Genomic DNA, 21135 nt, shown 5'->3' with positions numbered 1-21135 from the left:
GTCATCGATGAGTTTTTTGTCTGGTTTGGCTTGAAGCTGGCGGTTAACGTCCGGCCGGCCCTTCCACCGAAGCTCACTGCATGACTTTCGTAAGCCGGCTCATCCTGGTCGCCGTCCTTTCCGTGAGCGCCGCGGTGATCGCGGTGGCCGCTATTGCCTTCACGGCGAGCGACAAGGTGGGCGAGGAGATCGAGCGCGCCCGCGTCGCCAACCTGCTCGGCACCCTGCGCGCCTCCACCGAGGCCAACCTCTCCATCGGCCTGCTGCTCGACCAGATTTCGCTGCTGCAGCCGCGCATCGAGCGCGAGAAGGCGGGCGACCCCTCCATCCTCGCCATCGACATCTTCAATGCCGCCGGCCGCGCCATCTATTCCACCGATCGCAGCGTGATCGGCGAGGAAGTGACCCCGGGCTGGGTCCGGAACCTGGCATCCGAAGAGGTGTGGACCGAGGCGGAGCGCGGCGACACGGTGTTCGGCACCCGATTCGAGAACGACCTCGGCGTCGCCGGCGGCATTTCGGTGACGGTCTCGGACGAGGCGCGCAGTTCCCGCGCCAGCCGGCTCGGCCTCGACCTCGTCTCCCGCACCGCGATCCTCACCCTCGCCGCGGCGCTGGCCGCCAGCCTTGCCGCGGTGACCTTCGCCTATGTCCTGACCCGGCCGTTCGACCGGGTCGCCCGCATCCTCAGTGGCGAAGGAGCGACCTCCAACGACGACGGCCCCCTCACGCAACTCGCCGATGAAACGGTGAAGAGCTGGCGCGACGCCGAGGATCGCGTGGATCGCGGCCTCGGCCAGCTGGGAGCGCTCGACGATGCCGCATGAGCTTCCGGAGGGGGGACGCGCCCGCCTGCTGACCGGCCTGTTCGCCCTTTTCGTCACCTTCATCCTCGGCTCCCTCGCCGCGGCGGTGCTCCTCAACGGCTACCGCGCGCGGGTGGAGGAGAGCGCGCGGCGCGACGCGCTCGTCATCGGCACCTCGGTGGCGCGCACCCTGGCGCAGCAGTTCGAGAAGGCGGCGCGCTTCGGCATTCCGCTGAAGCTGCTGCCGGGAGTTGAGACCCACCTCTCCGAAACCCTGACGCGCACGCCCGGCCTGACCCAGATCGTCCTGCGCGGCGCCGACGGCCGCGAGATCCGCAGCGCCATCGGCGAGCATCCGGGCGCTGATTCGGTGTCCGCGCCGGTGACGGTGGACGGCAATACCGTGGCCTCGGTGGAGGTCACCACCAATCCTGCGGCCCTCGCCACCTCGTTCGCCGACATCGGCGTCAAGGCCGCCGTGGTCGTCGCGGTCTGCGCCGCGCTCGCCGCCCTTGCCGCCGGCCTCCTGGTGGGCGGCGCCCTGGAACGCAACCGTCATCGACTGGCCGAGGGCCTGCTGGCGGCGGTGGACGGGCATTACGGCACCTCTGACGACCCGTTGCGATACAGCCGCCGGTCCGGACCGCACGGCGCGGTCGGCCGCGCCTTGCGGGCGCTGGAACGGGGCAACCGGCGGGTGGCCGATCGCCGCGCCGTGTTCGAGGCCTATGCGGAGGAATTGCTGGCGGTGGATTTCGACGGCGGGCTGCGGCCGGACGTGGAACGAGTGCGGCGCGAGGTGATGGCCCCACCCGGCGCGGCTGAGACGGAACGAGGGGTCTGATGCTGCTGCGTACCCGCATCACCCTGATCGTCGCCATCGGCTTCGCCGTCCTCATGCTGGGCATCTGGGGCGCCACCCTGCTGCGCGACCGCGTGGCCGAGACCCAAGAGGCGGAGCTGGCCATCGAGGGCCAGACCGTGCTCTGGCGCGAGATCGTCGCGTTCCAGACCTCGAACCTCGCCCGTATCCTCGAGCGGGTGGACAGCTCCGCCGCCTTCCGCATCGCGCTCGGCTTCTCCGACCGGCCGGGCGTTGCCGCCGCCATCCGCGAGCTCGGCGTCAACATCAACGACGACGACACCTATTTCGAGGTGATGACCGCCGACCGCGAGGTGGTGTTCAGCGACGGCGGCACCGCCAACCGCTACATCCTCGACGCCGGCAGCCTCGACCGGGCGCTCAAGGGCGAGGTGCTCTCCGGCCTGCGGCAGGTGGGCGCCAACCAGGTGGTCGTGCTGACCACCCGCACCGTGGAGCTTCCCGGCAAGGGCACAGCCGTGCTGATCCTCGGCCGTGACGCCGCCCTCGGCATGGAGCGCTTCGCCCGCGGCCTCACCGCAACGACCACCCTCGTCACCCTGCGCGGCCGGGTGGTGGCTAGTACCGACTTCCGCTTGTGGGAACGGGCCAAGCTCTCCATCACGCCGCGCCGGCCCACCTCCGAGCGCATGGTGCTGGACGGGCGCAACTACAACGTCACCAGCATCCCCATTTCAGACATCAGCGCCAGCACCGTGGGTGCGCTGGTGAGTTTCGAGGACACCACCGAGACCGTCCAGGCGACCGCCTTCATCCGCCAGTCGGCGGTGACCGGCGCCATCGGCCTGGTGCTGATCGGCGTGATCGGGCTCAACGTGTTCCTCTGGTACAGCTTCCGGCCGCTGGAATCGGCCATCGACGTGCTGCAGGCGCTGGCGCGGGGCGACACCTCCGTCACCGTCGGCCACGTGGGGAACGACGAGATCGGCCGCATCGCCTCCGCCGTGCTCGCCTTGCGCGGCAATGTGCAGGCCCTCGCCGAGACCCGGCGCCAGCGCGAGCGCGTGCGCCGCCGGCAGGAGGCGGTCATCTCCGCCGAGCTGCAGGCGCTGGCCGACGCCATCGACCCCACCGACCGCGAGGAAGTGCTCGCGCTGCTCGCCAAGGGTTCCGAGGGCGAGCAGGACGACGAGCTGCGGCGCGTCGCCCGCGTGCTGCACGACCTGTCGCGGCGCATCGTGGAGCAGCACACCCGGCTGTCCTCCATGGTGGTGGAACTGCGCGAAGCCCTCATCACCAAGACCAAGCTCGCCGGCCTGCAGCAGGAGCTGGAGATCGCCCGGCAGGTGCAGCTCGCCATCCTGCCCAAGGAATTCCCGCCGGACGCCCGCGTCGCCATCCACGGCCAGATGACGCCGGCCCGCGAGGTGGGCGGCGACTTCTACGACTACTTCATGATCGACGACACCAACCTGGGCTTCGTGGTGGCGGATGTCTCCGGCAAGGGCGTGCCGGCGGCCCTGTTCATGGCCATCGCCCGCACACTGCTGCGCTCCACCGCCCTGTTCGAGCGCTCGCCGGCCAGCTCCATCCGCCGCCTCAACGACCTGCTGGCGGTGGAGAACGAGCAGATGCTGTTCGTCACCGTGCTCTACGGTGTGATCGACCTGTCGTCCGGGCGCGTCACCTATGTGAATGCCGGCCACAACCTGCCCTATCGCATCACCCGCGCGGGTGAGGTCTCCACCGTGCCCTCCACCGGCGGCATGGCGGTGGCAGTGCTGGAGGGCTTCGTCTACGTGGAGCACGAGCTGCATCTCCAGCCGGGCGACACGCTCTTCCTCTACACCGACGGCGTCAACGAGGCGTTCGACGTGGACGAGAAGCCCTATGGCGAGGAACGGCTGGAAGACCTGCTCCGCAGCGGCGCCGCCGACTGGTCGGTGCCCGAACTGTCGGAGCGGGTGCTGGCCTCGGTCCATGTGTTCGAGCGCGGCGCGCCGCAGGCCGACGACATCACCTGCCTGACGCTGCGGTACTTCGGTGGCCACGGACCGCGCCGCACCAGGTAAGCGCCAGATGAGCACAAAGGCCGCAACGGACCGTGCGCAAACGTGAAGGCCCGCGCCCCGCTTCGAGGGTGACGGCGTCGGCGGCAACAGGGTAAGACACCCATGCTCGGCCTACGCCAGCGGGCACGGAAGCACAAGGGCAGGGATCAACCCCGCCGCGGACCAGACGAGGGGAGGCGCAATAACCGGCGGCAATCGCCGGAAGGGACGGCATCATGCCGGCCCGGGGAGGAGTGTCGATCGTGACCATGAATGCGCGAACGGCCGAATGGCCGGCCGGGGAAGTCTCCACCATCGGCGCCGTGGGCGTCGCCCATTTCTGCAGCCACCTGCTCCAGCTCGCCCTCGCCCCCCTGTTCCTGATGATGCGGGCGGACCTCGGCGTCTCCTTCGTCGCCCTGGGCGCGGTGCTCGCCGTGTTCTACCTGTTCTCCGGGGTTGGCCAGGTGACGGCCGGCATTCTGGTGGATCGCTTCGGCGCCCATCGCCTGCTCCTCGCCGGCGTGCTGCTGCAGGGCACCGCCACGGCGGCCATGGGCCTTGCGCCCCATTACCTGGTGCTGCTGCCGCTCGCCGCCCTCGCCGGCCTCGGCAACTCCGTCTACCACCCGGCGGATCTCTCCATCCTCAGCCACAAAGTGGCGCCGGCCCGGCTCGGGCGCGCCTTCGCCGCCCACGTGATCGCCGGCAGCATCGGCTTTGCGCTCTCCCCCCTCGTCTCCGCCGCCATCGCCACGGCCTATGGCTGGCGCACCGCGCTCGGCGCCATGGGGCTCGGCGTGGCGGTGCTCGGCCTCGTGCTGCTGGTCTGCCGCAAGGCCCTGAAGACCGATCCGGAGCAGGGTGCCGCGCACAGCGCCAAGGCCGCGCACGGCCCCGCCCCCACCTTCTTCCAGGTGCTGGCCATGCCGGTTGTGCTCACGGCCTTCCTGTATTTCCTCCTCACCTCCATCTCGCTCTCGGGCATCCAGAGCTTCTCCATCGTCGCCCTGAAGGAGGGCTTCGGCGCCACGGTGGCGCTGGCGACGCTGGCGGTCGCGCTCTACCAGTGCGGCAATGCGGCAGGCGTCGCCCTGGGCGGGGCGGTGGCGGACCGCACCGCCAACCATCACCTCATCGCCATGGGCGGGCTCGCCTGCGCCTGCGCGCTGGCGCTGCTCGCGGCCCTGCTGGTGGTGCCGCCGGAGGTGACCGTGGGCCTGGTGGCGCTGGTGGGCTTCGCCATGGGCATGACCACGCCGTCCCGCGACGTGCTGGTGCGCGGCGCCGCGCCGGCGGGGGCGACGGGCAAGGTGTTCGGCGTGGTCTATTCGGGCTACGATATCGGCGCGCTCTTGGGCCCGCTGATGTTCGGCCTCATGCTCGACCACCACCTGCCGCGCCTGGTGTTCGTGGGCGCGGCGATCCCCCTCGGCCTCGCGGTGCTGACCGCCTTCGCGGTGCGCCGCCGGCCGCAGTGAGCGGCGCGGCTGTTAGGCCATCGGCCTTATGTCTTCGACCGATGCCGAGAGGGTCCGCCAGGCGCCGCGGGGGCTTGGCCCGCGGCTTCAGGGCCTAGCCGCAATCACCCCGTCATGCCCGGGCTTGTCCCGGGCATGACGGAGAGAAAGCCCCATCGCGGGTTGCAGGCGTCCATCCAAGCGATTTTTCAAACGGGTCCTACCCGCCCGTCAGCACCTTGCCGGGATTGGCGAGGCCCTTGGGATCGATGGCGGCCTTGATGGCCGCCATCAGCTCCAGCGCCACCGGGTCCTTGTAGAGCGGCAGCTCCTCGCGCTTGAGCAGGCCGATGCCGTGCTCTGCCGAGATGGAGCCGCCGAGCCCGGCCACGATGTCGTGGACGATGCGGTTGAAGCCTTCCCAGCAAGCCAGATAGGCCGCCTTGTCCATGCCTACCGGCTGGCTCAGGTTGAAATGGATATTGCCGTCGCCCATGTGGCCGAAGGCGCACACCCGCACCCCCGGCATATGGGCCTCGCAGGCGCGGGCCGCCTCGGCGATGAAGTGCGGCACCCGCGACACCGGCACCGACACGTCGTGCTTGATGGAGCCGCCCTCGAACTTCTGGGCGTCGGACAGGGCCTCGCGCAGCTTCCACAGGGACTCGGCCTGGGCCTCGCTGGCGGCGATCACCGCATCCTCGATCTCCCCCGCCTCGAACGCCTCGCCGAACACCTCCAGCGCCAAGGCGGAGAGGTCGTCGTCGCGGCGGGTGGAGGTGAGTTCGGCGAGCGCATACCAGCCGTGGTCGCCGGCCAGCGCGCGGGTGGTGCCGGGAATATGCGTCAGCACCGTCTCCATGCCGAAGCGCGGCAGGATCTCGAAGCCGGTGAGCGCATCCCCTGCCACATTGCGCAGGCGCTGGAACAGCTTGAGGGCGGCCTCGGGGCTTGCGAGGCCGGTCAGCGTGGTGGCGCGGGCGCGTGGCGCCGGATAAAGCCGCAGCACGGCGGCGGTGATGATGCCGAGCGTGCCTTCCGCGCCGATGAACAGGTCCTTCAGGGCGTAGCCGGTATTGTCCTTGCGCAGGCGGCTGAGGCCGTTCCAGATCCGCCCGTCCGCCAGCACCACCTCCAGCCCGAAGGTCAGTTCCCTCATGTTGCCATAGCGCAGCACGGCGGTGCCGCCGGCATTGGTGGAGAGGTTGCCGCCGATGCGGCAGCTGCCTTCCGAGGCGATGGAGAGGGGGAACAGGCAGCCGGCCTCCGCCGCTGCCTGCTGTACCTGATGGAGCGTACAGCCGGCTTCCGCCACCACGGTGAGGTCGATGGGGTCAAGGTCGCGGATGCGGCTCATGCGCCGCAGCGAGAGGAGCAGGCCGCCGAACGGCACCTGCCCGCCCACAAGACCGGTATTGCCGCCCTGCGGCACCACGGGAACCCCCGCCTCGGCGCAGGCGGCGACGATGAAGGACACCTCGTCCGTGGTTGCCGGCTCCACCATGGCCGGGGTGGCGCCCTGGAACAGGCCACGGCCTTCCACCAGCCAGGGGGCCAGTTCCGCCGCGTCGGTAACCACGCGGGCGGGACCGATGCGCGCGGCGATGCGCTCCAGCAGCACAGCAAGGCGGGCGGCATCGAGAAGGACGGGGTGCGGGGCGTGGCTCGACATGGCCGGGAGGGTGCCGCACGGCCCCAGGCTCCGCAAGGGCCGGGTTGGGTGCGGTGCGGAATCGCATCCCGGACCAGCGACTGCGCAGTCGGAGCGTCGAGCCGGGATCCAGCGCAAGACGCCTGCACGGCAGGCCAGATCAATGCGGGCCGATGGGCTGGAAGCGCCTTCGCCGGTCCCGTGCGCTGGGCCCCGGCTGTCCTTGCGCTATCGCTTCAGTCGGCCGGGGCACCAATGCCAGGAAAATAAGGGCGAGGGGCAGACCCTCGCCCTCGACCTCCTCAGGCGGCGGCCTTCAGCCCCACGTCGGGCAGTTCCGGACGGGTCTTGAGAGCGGCCGCCATCAGCGCTTCCACCGCGGCCCGCTCGTGGTCCAGCAGCGCCAGGCGCGGCGGGCGGGTGAGGAAGGTGCCGCGGCCCATGATATGCTCGCACAGCTTGATGCACTGGACGAGGTCGGGGCGCGCATCGAGGTGCAGCAGCGGCATGAACCACTCATAGAGCTTCATGGCTTCCGCATAGCGGCCGGCGCGGGCGAGGCGGAACAGGGTCTCGCCCTCGCGCGGGAAGGCGTTGGACATGCCGGACACCCAGCCCTGCGCGCCCATGGCGATGCTCTCCACCACCACGTCGTCGAGGCCGGCGAACATGATGAAGCGGTCACCCACCTTGTTGCGCAGGTCGATGAAACGGCGGGTGTCGCCCGAGCTTTCCTTGAAGCAGACGATGGTCTCGCAATCCACGAGCGAAGCAACCACGTCCGGGGTCACGTCGTTCTTGTAGACCGGCGGGTTGTTGTAGATCATCACCGGCAGGTCGGTGGCCTTGGAGACGGTGCGGAAATGCGCCGCCGTCTCATGGGGCTTGGAGGAATACACCAGCGCCGGCATGAGCATGATGCCGTCCACGCCCACCTTGGCGGCTTCCTTGGCGGTGGCGATGGCGAATTCGCTGGTGAACTCGGCGATGCCGCAGATTACCGGCACCCGGCCGGCGGCCACCGCCTTGCCGGCCTCCATCACCTGGATCTTCTCGGCGGTGGTGAGCGAGCAGTTCTCGCCCACGGTGCCGCACACGATCATGCCGGACACGCCGTCGCGGATCAGGCCTTCCATCACTTTGGCGGTGGCGTCGATATCGAGCGAATAGTCGTCGCGGAACTGGGTGGTCACGGCCGGGAAGACGCCTTCCCAGCTGATTGCCGGCTTCATCTCATGTCATCCTTGTGTCGATAGGGGGAGCGGACAGGGCCCTGCCCCACCCGCGTGCGGGTTTCAGGGATCAGAGGGCGGCGCCGGCCTTGCGCAGGGCGGCGAGGATCGGGGCCTTGGGCAGCCAGATCTTGTCGTATTCGGCGATGATCTTCTCGCGGTCGGCCACTTCCGCCACCTTGATCGGGATCACCGCCTTGAACTTCTCCAGCAGCACCGGCTCGTTCACCACGGTCTCGTCCACCTGGGCGTCGAGGGCGCTCTTGGTGAGCTTGCTGATGAGCGCCTTGTCGGCGGGCGAAAGGGTCTGCCAGACGCGGCCCGAGACCAGCGCGATGACCGGCATGAAGATGGCGTCCATCTTCAGCATGGTCTTCGACACCTTGTCGAAGCGCTGGTTCCAGGAGAAGTCGAGGTCGGCCTCAAGGCCGTCCACCTGGCCGTTGGACATGGCGTCGAACACCGCCGGGGTGGGGATGGGCGTCGGGGCGGCGCCGAGCAGCTGGTAGAAGTCGCGATAGGCCGGCGTGGTGTTGATGCGCAGCTTCATGCCGTTGAGGTCCTTGATGCCCGTGATGGGCTTCGCGGAGAACACGACGCGCATGGTGGTGATGCCCCAGGCCAGGCCCACCGTCCCGGTCTCCTTGGGCAGCACGTCGAGCAGGCTCATGGCCACCGGGGTGCGCACCAGCTTGCCGGCTTTGGCGGTGGAATCCACCACCCACGGGGCATTGATGGCGGCGATGGCCGGCACCCGCGAGCCCAGTTCCGCGGTCATGATCCAGCCCATGTCGAGGGCGCCGGTCTGCATCTGCTGCAGCATGGCCGCCTCGTTGCCGAGCTGGCCCGAGGGGAAGACGGTGATGGAGAGGCGGCCCTTTGTCTCCTCCTTCAGCATGGCCCCCACCTTGTCGGCGGCCACGTTCCAGGGATGGCCGCCCGGGGTGATGATGCCGAGGCGGAATTCCCGCGCCTCCTGGGCCCGCACCACGTTGGGCATGGCAAGCGGAAGGGCGGCGCCGGCGGCGGCACTCATGAGGAAATGACGACGGGACAAAGTCATGGCAGGGCGGGACATGGCAGGGCTCCGGGAAGGTTGGTTTTATTTGACGAGGACGGTCGACAGCCACGGCACCAGCGACAGCAGCACCAGAAGCGCGCAGGCGGCGAAGAAGAACGGCAGGGTGACGTAGAACATCCGCCCCACCTTCGCCCCCGTAACTGCGGAGGCGACGAAGAAACACAGGCCTACCGGCGGGGAGAGGAAGCCGAGGACAAGGTTGATCACCACCACCACGCCGAAATGCACGGGATCGATGTGGTAGACATCCACGGCGATGGGCAGAAGGATCGGCACCGTCATGATGAGGCCGGGCGCGCCGTCGATCACCGTGCCGATGACCAGCAGGATCACGTTGACCAGCAGCATGAAGCTGATGGGGTCATGGGCCACGGTCTGCACCCAGGCCGCCACCGCCTGCGGGACCTTGCCGTAGACCAGCACCCAGGAGAACACCGCCGCCACCGCCACCAGGAACAGGATGACGGACGAATACAGCCCGGCCTTCAGCAGCATCTGCGGCAGCTGGGAGAAGGACAATTCCTTGGTCCAGTAGCGGCCGATGAGCAGCGCCGCGAGCGCGCCCACCGCCGCCGATTCCGTCGCATTGGCAAGGCCGGTGAGGATGGAGCCGACGATGACGATGGGGATGAGCAGGGTGGGGATGGCATTCAGCACGATGTCCGCCCGCTGGCGCCAGGTCATGCTTTCGCCGCGGGGGTAATTGTAGAAGAAGCCCATGATGTAGACGCACAGGCAGAACAGCCCGGTCAAAAGCACGCCGGGGATGATGCCGGCGATGAGCATGTCGCTCACCGAGACCTGCGCCAGCACTGAATACACCACGAACATGATGGACGGCGGGATGATGGGTCCCAGCATGCCCGCATAGGCGGTGAGGCCGGCGGCGAAGGTCTTGTCGTAGCCCTTCTTCTCCATCTCCGGCACCAGGATCTGCGCCATGATGGCCACCTGCGCCGTGGCCGAGCCGAGGATGGACGAGACCAGCATGTTGGCGATGAGGTTCACATAGGCGAGGCCGCCGCGCATGCGGCCCACCACCGCCATGGCCATGTCGATGAGCCGGCGGGTGATGCCGCCGCCGTTCATGATCTCGCCGATCAGCACGAACAGCGGGATGGCGATGAGGCCGTAGCTGTCCACGCCGCCGAACAGCTGGGTGGGAAAGGTCTGCAGCAGCAGCGGATTGCCGGTGGCGAGGATGAACGCCACCCCCGACAGGGCCAGGCACAGGCTGATGGGCACGCCCACCAGCATGGTGATGAGGAATGCGGCGGTGGTGACCATCAGCTTGCCGCCTCCGCATTGGCCATGGGGAAGCCGCGGTAGACGCGGCGCGGCACGAATTCCAGGTCTTCCACCAGGTTGGCGAGGCCGTGAATAGTGATGGAGACGCCAAACAGCGGGATGACGAGGCTGACAGCCCAGGTCGGCCAGTTCAGGGTCTGGGTATGCTCGGTATAGAGGAAGTTGAAGGTCTCCCCGGCGAAGGTCCTGGCATCGAACCCCGCCGCCGCGATGCCGACGGGATCCATCCACAGCCAGCACATGTAGGAGAGCATCAACCCGAACAGCACGGTGAAGGCCGTGGCGATGGCCCGCGCCACCTTCACCCCGGTGGGCGGCAGGCGTTCGGTGAGCATGCCCACCGAGAAGTCGAGGCGCAGGCGCGTCATGGCCGAGGCGCCGATGAAGGCCAGCCAGACCACGGCGTAGATGGCCGATTCATCGATCCAGTAGATGGGCGTCCCGGAATAGCGGGTCACCACATTCAGCAGGATGAGGCAGCCCACGAGCCCCATCAGCCCGATCACCGCCACCCGCTCGAAGGCGAGGAGGCCGGACGAGAGGGCGAGCAACAGCCCGCACGGCCCCGCTCCCGCGGCGCCTGTCTTGGTCGCATGGTTCATGTTTTCGTCGCTCTGGAAGGCGGACCCTTGTGGGCCTCGATTTGGCGCTTTCAATCAGAATGTAGATTTTATACAATCGACACGTCAATACCCCGCCAACGATTTTTAATGTAGCTCTGAACCTCATGAATTCCGGCAGCCCGACCGCCGCCCAGAAGGGCCTCAAGCACCGCACGCTCTCGGCGGCGATCCTCGACCAGTTGCGCCAGTCGATCCTCGACGGCACCCATCCCGCCGGCACCCAGCTGCGGCAGGATGCGCTGGCGGATGCCTATGGCGTCAGCCGCATCCCGGTGCGCGAGGCGCTGTTCCAGCTGGAGGCCGAGGGGCTGGTGCGCATGGTGCCGCAGAAGGGCGCCATCGTCTCCGAGCTGTCGGTGGAGGAGATCAACGACGTGTTCGAGCTGAGGCGCATCATGGAGCCGCGCCTGCTGGAACGCGCCATCCCGCTGTTCACCGACGCGGACTTCACCAAGCTCGACGCCATCCACGCCCGCTTCACCGCCGCCACCAAGGCCCATGACGTGAGCCAGTGGGGCATCCTGAATGCCGATTTCCACATGGCGCTCTACGATCGCGCGGCCCTGCCCCGCACCCGGCAGATCGTCGCCGCCTTGCTGCAGACCTCGGACCGCTACACCCGGCTCCAGCTCTCCACCACGGAAGCCATGGACCGGGCCAAGAGCGAGCACGCCCAGCTCATCGCTTTGTGCCGGGCCGGCGCGGTGGCGGAGGCCACCTCCTTCCTCGACGGTCATATCGGCAAGGTGCACGCCGACCTGCTGCGGGTGATCGAGCAGCGGGCGGCCCGCGCCAAGGCGGCAGATGGGCTACGGCAAGGCGCGGGCGAGACGACGACGCAAGAGGCCGGCGCGGACACCCGGCGCGGGACACGGTCCAAGTCCTTGGCAAAGGGCGAGGACCTGCGCTAGAGCACGCGCCGGTCAGCCAGCCTTGCTAGGCTGATCGCAGAACGCGTGCTCTTGTCCGATACTGAGCGCCGAGACCCGTCCGTTCCGGAGACTTCATGGCCGACCGCATCCTCGTCGCCCGCATCGGCGCCCCCCATGGCGTGAGGGGCGAGGTGCGCCTCTTCGTCTTCACCGAAGATCCCGGCGCGGTGCTGGACTACGACCCGCTCACTGACGCCACCGGCAAGAAGCGCTTCCGCATCGCCGCCCTGCGTGCGGCCAAGGACCATTTCGTCGCCCGCATCGAGGGCATCGCCGATCGCACCGCGGCCGAGGCGCTGACCAATGTGGACCTGTTCGTCCCGCGCGAGGCCTTGCCGCCGCCGGACGACGACGACACCTTCTACCACGCCGACCTCATCGGCCTCGATGTCGTGGACGAGGCCGGCGTTGTGATCGGCAAGGTGGTGGCGCTGCAGGATTTCGGCGCCGGCGACATCCTGGAATATGCCCCCACCCTGCCCGCCACCAAGGCCAAGACCCTGATGGTGCCGTTCTCAAAGGATGCGGTGCCGGTGGTGGACGTGCCCGGCCGGCGCGTGGTCGTCGCCGAAGCCTTCGTGGAACGCCGCCCGGCAGAGCCGGAAGAGGGCGAGGACACCGGGGGCGAGTGAGCGCTGCGCATTCCCACCTGATGCGCAGAGGGGCACCCGTTTGACTCGGACGCCCCCCTCCCCCATCACGCTGCCATGACCTCCCCGACCTTCCGCGCCAGCATCCTCACCCTTTATCCGGAAATGTTTCCCGGTCCTCTCGGCCATGCCCTGGCCGGCCGGGCGCTGGAGAAGGGGCTGTGGGCGCTGGAGGCAGTGCAGATCCGCGACCATGCCCTCGACAAGCATCGCTCGGTGGACGACACCCCCGCCGGCGGCGGCCCCGGCATGGTCATGCGCGCCGATGTGCTGGCCCGCGCCATCGATGCGGTGTCTCCGCCCGACGATCCCCGCCCGCGCCTGCTCATGACCCCGCGCGGCGCCCCGCTCACCCAGGCGCGGGTGCGCGCCTTGTCGGAGGGCCCCGGCGCGGTGATCCTGTGCGGGCGGTTCGAGGGGGTGGACGAGCGCATCGTCGGCGCCCGCAACCTTGAGGAAATCTGCGTCGGCGACGTGGTGCTGTCCGGCGGCGAGGCGGCGGCGCTGCTGCTGCTCGATGCCTGCGTGCGGCTCATTCCCGGCGTCATGGGCAAGGCGGAGAGCGGCACCGAGGAGAGCTTTTCCGCGGGCCTGCTGGAATATCCCCAATACACCCGCCCGCAGCTGTTCGAGGGCGAGCCCATCCCCGACGTGCTGACCTCAGGCGATCACGCCCGCGTCGCCCGCTGGCGCCATGCCCAATCCCTCGCCGTCACCCGCGCGCGGCGGCCGGATCTTCTCCCGCATGACGGGACCATGAAGGAAAGGGAATGACACGGCCCCATTTCTCGGCTATGGAGCCGCGTCCCTTAACTTAAAACGACACAACGTGGCACCGGGGCGTTTTGCCGAACCGGTGGCTGCACAAAGGTTGGCGACATGAACATTATCCAGACGCTCGAAGCCGAGCAGGCGGCGAAACTCGCCGAAAAGCGTGCCATCCCGGACTTCCAGCCCGGCGATACCATCATCGTGAACGTGAAGGTCGTGGAAGGCGAGCGCTCGCGCGTGCAGGCCTATGAAGGCGTGTGCATCGCGCGGTCCGGCGGCGGCCTCAACGAGAGCTTCACGGTTCGCAAGATTTCCTACGGCGAGGGCGTGGAGCGCGTGTTCCCGGTCTATGCGCCGCTGATCGATTCCATCAAGGTGGTCCGCCGCGGCAAGGTGCGCCGCGCCAAGCTCTATTACCTGCGCGATCGCCGCGGCAAGTCGGCCCGTATCGCCGAGCGCCAGGACCGCACCGCCGACGGCAAGATCAAGAAGGGTGGCAAGTCCGCCCCGGCTCCCACCGCCGCCGAGTGAACAGAGCCTCAAGGCCGGCATCCGCCGCCTGAAGCTTCGCGTATTCAACGCCTCCGGGACCACCCGGGGGCGTTTTTTCGTTTCGAGCCCGCGCGGCGCCCGAGCGAAGGCATCGGAGGCCGCTCAGGCCTCGGCCCCGTCGTCCCGCAGGCGGGCGAACAGGCCGTCCGGATCGGCATCGAAGGCGCGGCGGATCTCGGCCAGCGCGCTCTCGCCGCCGCGATAACTCGCGCCGCCCACATGCAGCCAGGCATCCAGCAGCATCTTCGGCTCGCTCCAGCTGCCATCGGGCGAGGGCACCCGCACCGAGCGCGCGTGCGGCCAGACAAAGCCCGTCACATCGAGCTTGCGGAACAGCACATGCCAGTTGCGCCCGCCGGTGTCGGTGCCCAGCAACCGGTCGGGGCCGAAATCAAGGGGCTTCGACACGAGGCTGCCATCGTAGATTGAAAAGCCCGGCCACAGATACCAGGCCTTCACCCGGCTGCTCCAGCGCTGGAGGCCGTAGACCGGCTGGCGCGCCACCAGTGTCGCAAGGTCGGTGGGCTTCAGCAGCACCAGGTCGTGGTCGAGCATGGCGAACACGCGCGGCTTCACCTTGCGCAGCACGTTGTGGAACACCCAGTTGGCGGCGGCGGCGTGGGAGCGCGCGGTGCGCACCCGCACGAAGGGGGCCGGCGGCAATGCGAGGTAATAGAGCCCCTTCTCGGCGGCGATGGCGGCAAGCGCCCGCCGCGCCTCAGGCTCCGTGGAATTGTCGCAAACGAGGAGCGGCGTGCCGGGGGCGAAGCGCGCCATGGAATCCGCCAGCAGCGCCACCGCCTCCGGCACATTGTAGGCGATGGTGAGGGCAACGGCGCCGTCGCGGCGGCGGCTGAGCGCCTCCACCACCTGCGCCTGTCCTTCGGCCGGACGGTTGCGATAGATGCGATCCATCAGCGCATAGCGCGCGTGGTTGAGCCAATGCAGGCCCGGCAGCGCGGCGACCATGCCGGAGAGGCCGGCCCGCTTGTGCCCGTCAGACCCGCTCATGTGGCTGCTCCCGATGCGGTGGTGGTGTCCGCGCCGGCGCGCAGTCGGGCAAGAAGGCCGTCCGGGTCCGCCGCGAAGGCGCGCGCCACCGTGTCGAAGGCCCGTCCGCGCGTGCCATGGCCGGCGCCGCCGGCGTGCAGCCATCCGTCCACCAGCAGGTGATCCTCCCCCGCCTCCGTGCCGGGATCGGCGACGAACACGGTGCGGGTTTCGGCAAACGCCAGGGCGTCCCGGTCGAGACGGCGGTAGAGGACGTTCCAGTTCTGCCCACCGGTGTCAAGGGTGAGCGGGGTGTCGGTGCCGAAGTCCAGCGGCAGGCCCTGCACCACCTTGTAATTGAACACGCTGAACCCCGGCCAAAGGTACCAGGCCCCATTGCCCTCGCCATGGCGCGCCATGCCGTAGCAGGGCTGATCGACGACGCGGGCCGGCAGGTCGTCGGCCTGAAGCGGGAGCAGATCGTGGTCGAGCAGGGCCACCACCGCCGGCGCCGCCGGGCGCACCAGATTGGCCCAGATCCAGTTCAGCGCCACCGCATGGGAGCGCGAGCCGTTGCGCCCGCCGCGATAGGGCGAGGGCGGCAGCGGGCAATAGGCGAGGTCCCGCTCCGCGCACAAAGCCGCGATGGCGGCGCGGGCGGCGGGATCGGTGGAATTGTCGCACACCACCAGCGGCGTGCCGGGCAGGAAGCGGGCCATGGCCTCTGAGAGCAAGGCGATGGCCTCGGGCATGTTGAAGGCGACGGTGAAAGCCAGCGCGGGGGCGCGCTCAGCCTTCAGCCGCGCCACCAGTGCTGCCTGTCCGTCCGCCTGCCGGCGGGCATAGATGAAATCCACCAGACGGTTGCGCGCGCGCCGCAGGCGATGGGCGAGCGGGGCGCCTCCCAGCCACTCCTTGAGCGAATAATCGGCGAGATCGCGCATGGGGCGGCTCAGGGCTGGGCCGGCGCCGAGAGGCGGCGCAGCACGGGGGCGGGGTCTAAAGGCGCGGGTGCGGCCCGGGACAGCACATAGAGCACCACCTCGCCCCGCCCGTCCGCCCGCGGGAAGGTACCGATGGCGCGGAACCGGTCCGGGAAGGCGAGAATTGTCGCCTGCGCCAGCCGGCTGGCGGGCATGGCGCCGGTCTCCCGCGTCTCTACGGCGAGGGCTGCCGCGCCCATGGCGTCAAGGGCGGCCAGAAGCTCTTCGGGTGTGGCGGCGGGCAGGCGGCTCGCATCCACCACGAAGCTGCGGCGGGTCCGGTCGCGCTGGGCGATGGCGGCCCCCAGCGCCGCCTCGCCCCGCGCATCGCCGGCGACAACGATCACCGGGGGCACCGCATCGCGGGCGAGGAAGGCTTCCGCCGCCGCATCCATGCCGATGGCGCCCTTGCGCACCTGTTGCAGCAGTCCCGGCATGGCGGCAAGCAGCAGCATGAGCGCCACCGCCAGCTCCCGCAGGGTGCCCCAGCCCGAAACCAGCACGCCCAGCAAGCGCATGGCGCCGAATGCCGCCAGCATGGCCACCGGCGCCAGCAGCACAATGGCATCCAGCGCCACGCCACGGCCGGCGCCCAGTCCGAAGGCAAGGGCGAAGGCCGGCACCAGCGCCGCCACCGGCGCCAGCGCGGCCGGGTCCACCGCATCTTCATCCCGCCGCCAGCCCTCGAAGACGGTGAAAGCGAGGCCCGCCGCCGCGCAGGCCAGCGGCAGGGTGCCGAAGACGGCACGCAGCGTCTGCCAGATGAAGGCCGGCCCCTCCGCGCTGACCACCGGCGGCAGCCGGCCGGCGGCGAAAGCCACCACGAGCGCCAGCAGGGCAAGACCCGCGAGCGGCACGAGGACACGCGCCCGCCCCATCACATCGAGCCGCCGGGCCATCAGCGCCGCCAGCGGCGGCAGCAGCACCACCACCGCCCCCGCAGGCGCCATCAGCACGCTCACCGCTCCGGCGGCGGCATACAGGACGGCGGACGCTTTGGTGCCCAGCCGCATATGGCGGCCGAAGGCCAAGGCGGACAACAGCGTGAACAAAGCCAGCGGCAGATCGAGGCCCAGAACGAAGCTCGCCTCCCGCAGCAACGGCAGGGCGGCGAGCACGAAGCCCACAGCCACCGCCGGTAGCACGCCCGCCGCCCGCGCCGTGGCCCAGCCAGCACTCACCACCAGCAGCGCGGCCAGCACCGCCGGCAGCAGCAGGGCCGCAGGCGTCGTCGGCATGAACAGCATGAGCCAGCCGCCCGCCAGCCCATGGAACAGGCTGAGCCGGGCGAGCGGAATCGCCTGCGGGGCGTGAAGGGCATAGTCGGCCGCGAAGGCGGCCGGGGCGGGAAAGCCGGCGGCGGCATGGTCCGCCACCATCAGGGCGGTGACGAAATGGCGCGCCTCGTCGGGATCGGTGGCGCCAAGCTCCGCCACATAGGCGCCGGCGCCCAATTGCTGGGCAACCATGACGGCGGTGCCGAGCAGCGCCACGATGAGGAAGATGAGGCATCGCAGCGCCACGGTGCTCCTTCGCCGCTCGCCCGCCTCCACGCTCACCATCATCCCAGGAACCTCGGCCCATGCACCCGACGCGCGGCGCGACGCCGCATTCGCCCGCGTTCTAGAGCGCGATTGCGCCAAGGTCCACGCCGGCGGCGTCCGGGAAGGCTTGACCTTGCCGGTCCCGGCGGGTGAGGTGAGGCGCGGCTCCGTCCCGCCGCACCTGCCAATGCCCCGGACCCTCATGGCGAATGATCTCTCGCTGCGGATCGTGATCGTGGACGAAAGCCCCGTGCGCGCCGCCATTCTGGAGGAAGGCCTGAAGGAGGCCGGCTTCCTCAATGTGCTGCGCATCACCGGGCGCACCAACCTGCTCGAGCGCATCTACGCCATCGACCCGGACGTGATCCTCATCGACCTCGAGGACCCCTCCCGCGACACCATCGAGCAGATGTTCCAGGTGAGCCGCGAGGTGAAGCGACCCATCGCCATGTTCGTGGACCAGACCGACTCGAAGACCATCGAGGATGCCATCGAGGCCGGCGTCGCCTCCTATGTGGTGGACGGCCTGCGCAAGGACCGGGTGAAGCCGATCCTCGAGACCACCATCTCCCGCTTCCGCGCCTTTGCAAGGCTCAAGGCGGAGCTGGAGGAGGCGAAAAGCCAGCTGGAGGAGCGCAAGGTGGTGGACCGGGCCAAGACGATCCTCATGAAGATGAAGGGCATCGACGAAGAGGCCGCCTACGGCCTGCTGCGCCGCACCGCCATGAACGAGAAGAAGCGCATCGCCGACATTGCCCAGTCCATCATCACCGCTGCGGAGCTCCTGCGATGAGACGGCTCGCCATGGGGTTCATCCCCCTCACCGACGCGGCGGTGCTGATCGCCGCCGCGGAGCGCGGCTTCGCCATGGCGGAGGGCATCGAGATCGAGCTGCACAAGGAGGTGTCCTGGGCCAACATCCGCGACAAGGTGAATGTGGGCCTGCTCGACGGCGCCCACATGCTGGGGCCGCTGGCCATCGCCTCCTCGCTGGGCCTCGGTCATGTGCGGGTGCCGCTGGTGGTGCCGTTCGCGCTTAATCTCAACGGCAGCGCCGTCACCATCGACAAGCACGTCTACGCCGCCATGGCCGAGGTGGGGGAAGACCTCGCAACCGCCCTCGGCGCGGCGCAGGCGCTCGGCAAGGTGGTGCGCCAGCGCAAGGCCGAAGGCCGCGACCCGCTCACCTTCGCCTCGGTCTATGCCTTCTCCACCCACACCTACCTGCTGCGCCACTTCCTGACCGGCGGCGGCATCGACCCGGACCGGGACGTGCGCTTCGTGGTGGTGCCGCCCCCGTTCATGGCCGAGAGCCTGCGCGGCGGGCTCATCCATGGCTTCTCCGTGGGCTCGCCCTGGAATTCGGTGGCGGTGGACGCCGACGTGGGGCGCATCGCGGTGCTGGGCGCCGAGATCTTCGGCTGGGTGCCGGAAAAGGTGCTGGGGGTGCACGCCCGCTTCGCCAATGCCGAGCCCGAGCTGCTGCACCGCCTGGTGCGCGCGCTTTACGCCGCCGCCCGCTGGTGCGAGGACCCGGCCAACCACGACGACCTCGCCCGGCTGCTGAGCGAGCCGCGCCATCTCAACCTGCCCGCCGACGTGCTGAAGCGCACCCTGGACGGCCGGCTGCATTCGGCCCCCGGCGGCCGGCTGCGCGCGCATCCCGATTATCTGGTGCTCAACCGCGACGGCGCCAACCGACCCGAGCGCGACCATGCCCTGTGGATGTATGCCCAGATCGTCGCCGCAGGCCAGGGCGAGTTCGCCGCCGACGCGGCGCGCGAAGCCATGGGCGTGTACCGGCCGGACATCTTCGATGCGGCGGTCGGCCCGGTGCCGGTGAAGCATCCGGAGCCGGATTGCGTCGCCACCCAGTTCGGCGCCGTGTTCGATGCGCGGGCATTCCTGGGCGATGGGAGTTAGGCGCGCAGCCAGGACCCGAAGACCGCTGCGAATGGGTTCGAAACAGCCCCTCCGCACCACCGCAGCGCACAATTTGAATGCAGGTGCATCGCATCATGCGCAGCCACAGAGCAGAATCTAAGCCTGCCTGAATTTTCATCACAAAATAAATAGTTCAATTTCAAATAGATAGCGTATTCTCCCAGTTGGCCCGCCGCTTGCATCGATGATCCCCAAGCGCGGTCAACGAGGATCGCGCCACCCATAACATTCGTCCCAATGACGGGACCCGCAGCAAAGCCGCTGACACCGATGGCCTCTGGGCCGGTCGTGATGTCCTGCGGCTTTTTTTGTTTCGGGTCCCCTCTGCGCCGTCCGCCGATCCAGAGGAACCAAGATGAGCGACGCTTCGAAGACCAAGTCTGATGCGAAGACCAAGTCTCCCGCCGCCGAAGGCATGTCCCGCCGCTCGCTGCTGAAGGGCACGGCGGCCACGCTGGGCACTGCCGCGCTGTTCGACGCCGTGCGCATGGCCTTCCCCGGCGGCGTGCCGTCCGCCCATGCGGCCGCGCCGGAAACCACCAAGGCGATCCTGGGCTATATCGCCCTGATGGACGCCTCGCCGCTGGTCATCGCCAAGGAGAAGGGCTTCTTCGCCAAGCACGGCGTGCCGGACGTGGAAGTCAACAAGCAGGCTTCCTGGGGCGCCACCCGCGACAACCTCGTGCTCGGCGGCGAGAAGAACGGCATCGACGGCGCCCACATCCTCTCGCCCATGCCCTACCTGATCTCCGCCGGCAAGGTGACGCAGAACAACGTGCCCACCCCCATGGTCATCCTGGCGCGGCTCAATCTCGACGCGCAGGGCATCTCGGTCTCCAACGAATACAAGGACCTCAAGGTCACCGCCGATGCGAGCGCGCTGAAGACTGCCTTCGCCAAGAAGAGGGCCGACGGCAAGGAAGTCAAAATCGCCATGACCTTCCCCGGTGGCACCCACGACCTGTGGATCCGCTACTGGCTGGCGAGCGCCGGCATCGACCCGGACAAGGATGTCTCCACCATCGTGGTGCCGCCGCCGCAGATGGTGGCCAACATGAAGGTGGGCACCATGGATGCCTTCTGCGTGGGCGAGCCGTGGAACGAGCAGCTGGTGAACCAGGGCATCGGCTTCACCGCCTGCACCACCGGCGAGATCTGGAAGAACCACCCCGAGAAGGCGCTCGGCATGCGCGCCGACTTCGTGGAGAAAAACCCCAACACCACCCGGGCCATCCTGATGGCGGTGATGGAAGCCCAGCAATGGTGCGACAAGATGGAGAACAAGCAGGAGCTGGCCGAGATCGTCGGCAAGCGCCAGTGGTTCAACGTTCCCGTCGCCGACATCATCGGCCGCCTGAAGGGCGACATCAATTACGGCAACGGCCGGGTTGAGAAGGGCACCGACCTCTACATGAAGTTCTGGAAGGAACACGCGTCCTATCCCTTCAAGAGCCACGATGCCTGGTTCATCACCGAGGACATCCGCTGGGGCAAGTTCGAGCCCTCGACGGACATCAACGCCCTCGTGAACAAGGTGAACCGCGAGGACATCTGGCGCGATGCCGCCAAGGCGCTGGGTGTCGCCGCCGCGGATATTCCCGCCGGCACCTCGCGCGGCAAGGAAACCTTCTTCGACGGCAAGGTCTTCGATCCCGCCGATCCGCAGGCTTACCTGAAGAGCCTTGGCATCAAGCGGGTCGAGGCCTGAGGCCCGGCGCACCATTCGAACGCTGT

The 21135-nt window shown here is 68.8% G+C and carries 19 protein-coding genes; 11 read left to right on the top strand and 8 right to left on the bottom strand.

Features of this window, described 5'->3' with window-relative positions; all coding sequences use genetic code 11:
• The first annotated feature begins 80 nt into the window (after positions 1-80).
• From V5F66_RS18675 to V5F66_RS18660, 4 genes are all read left to right on the top strand, one after another.
• The gene (locus tag V5F66_RS18675) at positions 81-827 is read left to right on the top strand and encodes a hypothetical protein (protein WP_394094472.1); all 747 of its coding nucleotides are present in this window, start codon (positions 81-83) and stop codon (positions 825-827) included.
• Complete coding sequence (locus V5F66_RS18670) at positions 817-1650, top strand: hypothetical protein (RefSeq protein WP_012114541.1); 834 nt, start codon at positions 817-819, stop codon at positions 1648-1650. Before V5F66_RS18675 ends, V5F66_RS18670 begins: the two co-directional genes overlap by 11 nt.
• The gene (locus V5F66_RS18665) at positions 1650-3701 is read left to right on the top strand and encodes a PP2C family protein-serine/threonine phosphatase (RefSeq protein WP_012114540.1); all 2052 of its coding nucleotides are present in this window, start codon (positions 1650-1652) and stop codon (positions 3699-3701) included. Before V5F66_RS18670 ends, V5F66_RS18665 begins: the two co-directional genes overlap by 1 nt.
• 248 nt (positions 3702-3949) lie before the next feature.
• Positions 3950-5161: an MFS transporter gene (locus V5F66_RS18660; RefSeq protein ID WP_041576905.1), complete on the top strand. Its 1212-nt coding sequence runs from the start codon at positions 3950-3952 to the stop codon at positions 5159-5161.
• 199 nt (positions 5162-5360) lie between these two features.
• Here V5F66_RS18660 and V5F66_RS18655 read toward each other — a convergent pair whose 3' ends face one another.
• The 5 genes from V5F66_RS18655 to V5F66_RS18635 form a co-directional block, all read right to left on the bottom strand.
• Positions 5361-6812, bottom strand: a complete 1452-nt coding sequence (locus V5F66_RS18655) for an FAD-binding oxidoreductase (protein WP_394094471.1) — start codon at positions 6810-6812, stop codon at positions 5361-5363.
• Positions 6813-7093: 281 nt separating this feature from the next.
• Positions 7094-8023: a dihydrodipicolinate synthase family protein gene (locus tag V5F66_RS18650; protein ID WP_394094470.1), complete on the bottom strand. Its 930-nt coding sequence runs from the start codon at positions 8021-8023 to the stop codon at positions 7094-7096.
• A gap of 70 nt (positions 8024-8093) precedes the next feature.
• Positions 8094-9086, bottom strand: a complete 993-nt coding sequence (locus V5F66_RS18645) for a TRAP transporter substrate-binding protein (protein ID WP_394094513.1) — start codon at positions 9084-9086, stop codon at positions 8094-8096.
• Between the two features lie 39 nt (positions 9087-9125).
• Entirely contained in the window at positions 9126-10391 is a 1266-nt protein-coding gene (locus V5F66_RS18640; protein ID WP_012114535.1) for a TRAP transporter large permease, read from the bottom strand.
• Positions 10391-11014 carry a TRAP transporter small permease gene (locus V5F66_RS18635; protein WP_012114534.1) on the bottom strand — a complete coding sequence of 208 codons (624 nt, stop codon included), beginning with the start codon at positions 11012-11014 and terminating at the stop codon, positions 10391-10393. The genes V5F66_RS18640 and V5F66_RS18635 overlap by 1 nt, the downstream gene beginning before the upstream one ends.
• 125 nt (positions 11015-11139) lie before the next feature.
• Here V5F66_RS18635 and V5F66_RS18630 point away from each other — a divergent pair, with 125 nt between their 5' ends.
• The 4 genes from V5F66_RS18630 (at position 11140) to rplS (ending at position 13919) form a co-directional block, all read left to right on the top strand.
• Positions 11140-11946, top strand: coding sequence for a GntR family transcriptional regulator (locus tag V5F66_RS18630; protein WP_394007823.1), 807 nt, complete (start codon positions 11140-11142; stop codon positions 11944-11946).
• Positions 11947-12041: 95 nt separating this feature from the next.
• Entirely contained in the window at positions 12042-12599 is a 558-nt protein-coding gene (gene rimM, locus V5F66_RS18625) for a ribosome maturation factor RimM (protein ID WP_394053883.1), read from the top strand.
• A gap of 75 nt (positions 12600-12674) precedes the next feature.
• On the top strand, positions 12675-13391 hold the full coding sequence (trmD, locus tag V5F66_RS18620) for a tRNA (guanosine(37)-N1)-methyltransferase TrmD (RefSeq protein WP_394053884.1): 717 nt from the start codon (positions 12675-12677) through the stop codon (positions 13389-13391).
• A gap of 105 nt (positions 13392-13496) precedes the next feature.
• Positions 13497-13919, top strand: a complete 423-nt coding sequence (gene rplS, locus V5F66_RS18615) for a 50S ribosomal protein L19 (protein WP_012114530.1) — start codon at positions 13497-13499, stop codon at positions 13917-13919.
• A 123-nt stretch (positions 13920-14042) separates the two neighbouring features.
• Here the strand turns inward: rplS and V5F66_RS18610 are convergent, their stop codons facing one another.
• The 3 genes from V5F66_RS18610 to V5F66_RS18600 are packed head-to-tail and all read right to left on the bottom strand — an operon-like array spanning position 14043 to position 17478.
• The gene (locus tag V5F66_RS18610; protein ID WP_394094469.1) at positions 14043-14951 is read right to left on the bottom strand and encodes a hypothetical protein; all 909 of its coding nucleotides are present in this window, start codon (positions 14949-14951) and stop codon (positions 14043-14045) included.
• A complete protein-coding gene (locus V5F66_RS18605; protein WP_394094468.1) occupies positions 14948-15874 on the bottom strand; it encodes a hypothetical protein in 927 nt (308 codons plus the stop codon). The genes V5F66_RS18610 and V5F66_RS18605 overlap by 4 nt, the downstream gene beginning before the upstream one ends.
• Before the next feature lie 8 nt (positions 15875-15882).
• Positions 15883-17478, bottom strand: coding sequence for a hypothetical protein (locus V5F66_RS18600; RefSeq protein ID WP_394094467.1), 1596 nt, complete (start codon positions 17476-17478; stop codon positions 15883-15885).
• A 181-nt stretch (positions 17479-17659) separates the two neighbouring features.
• Between V5F66_RS18600 and V5F66_RS18595 the strand changes: the two genes are divergently transcribed.
• The 3 genes from V5F66_RS18595 to V5F66_RS18585 all read left to right on the top strand — a co-directional run bounded on the left by V5F66_RS18595 (position 17660) and on the right by V5F66_RS18585 (position 21109).
• Positions 17660-18250, top strand: coding sequence for an ANTAR domain-containing response regulator (locus V5F66_RS18595; RefSeq protein WP_394001429.1), 591 nt, complete (start codon positions 17660-17662; stop codon positions 18248-18250).
• A complete protein-coding gene (locus V5F66_RS18590; RefSeq protein ID WP_394007832.1) occupies positions 18247-19380 on the top strand; it encodes a CmpA/NrtA family ABC transporter substrate-binding protein in 1134 nt (377 codons plus the stop codon). Before V5F66_RS18595 ends, V5F66_RS18590 begins: the two co-directional genes overlap by 4 nt.
• Before the next feature lie 376 nt (positions 19381-19756).
• Positions 19757-21109, top strand: coding sequence for a CmpA/NrtA family ABC transporter substrate-binding protein (locus tag V5F66_RS18585; RefSeq protein ID WP_394053888.1), 1353 nt, complete (start codon positions 19757-19759; stop codon positions 21107-21109).
• Positions 21110-21135 lie beyond the last annotated feature (26 nt).

It is taken from the genome of Xanthobacter versatilis, assembly GCF_043193975.1.
GTDB lineage: Bacteria > Pseudomonadota > Alphaproteobacteria > Rhizobiales > Xanthobacteraceae > Xanthobacter > Xanthobacter autotrophicus_E.
The sequence above is the reverse complement of the archived record's forward strand: the minus strand, read 5'-3'. Positions and strand labels throughout refer to the sequence as shown.